Consider the following 565-nt stretch of genomic DNA (forward strand, 5'->3'; position numbering starts at 1 on the left):
CGATAAAACGCCGCCAAGCGGAAGCGTTGTAATTGCGGGTGGCGCAGCTGAAACGGCCTCAGCGTCAGTCACGCTGGCTGTAACGGGAACCGATTTGCATGGGCTGACGATCGCTTTTTCGAATGATAATGCCACTTGGAGCACGGCTGAAGCTTTGGCAAGCAGCAAAGCTTGGACGCTGAGCAGCGGCGATGGAATCAAAACCGTGTATGTGAAGCTGACGGACGAGGCCGGAAATGCTGCCGTCTTTAGCGACACGATCGTGCTGGACACAACGGCTCCTGTTGTAACCGGCATTGCGAACGGGGATTTGGTTAATACGAATGTTACGCTGACCTTTAACAAAGGCACGGCTACGTTAAACGGGAATGCTTTTGCAAGCGGTTCTGTGATCAGCGCGGAAGGTACATACGTGCTGGTCGTAACGGATGCGCTGGGACATGTCACAACGGTTGCTTTTACAATCGATAAGGCAGCGCCTATCGTAACCGGCGTGAGCAACGGAGATAAGCTTAACCGGACGGCGACCCTAACGTTTAATGAAGGCACGGCGACGCTGAATGGC

At 54.0% G+C, this 565-nt stretch carries 1 pseudogene; it reads left to right on the forward strand.

The features are described 5' to 3' along the window. A pseudogene (locus A7975_RS34270) lies at positions 1–565 on the forward strand (Ig-like domain-containing protein); the annotation flags it as partial.

Origin of the sequence: Bacillus sp. FJAT-26390 (assembly GCF_001682865.1) — a bacterium.
Classification (GTDB): Bacteria; Bacillota; Bacilli; order Paenibacillales; family Paenibacillaceae; genus Pristimantibacillus.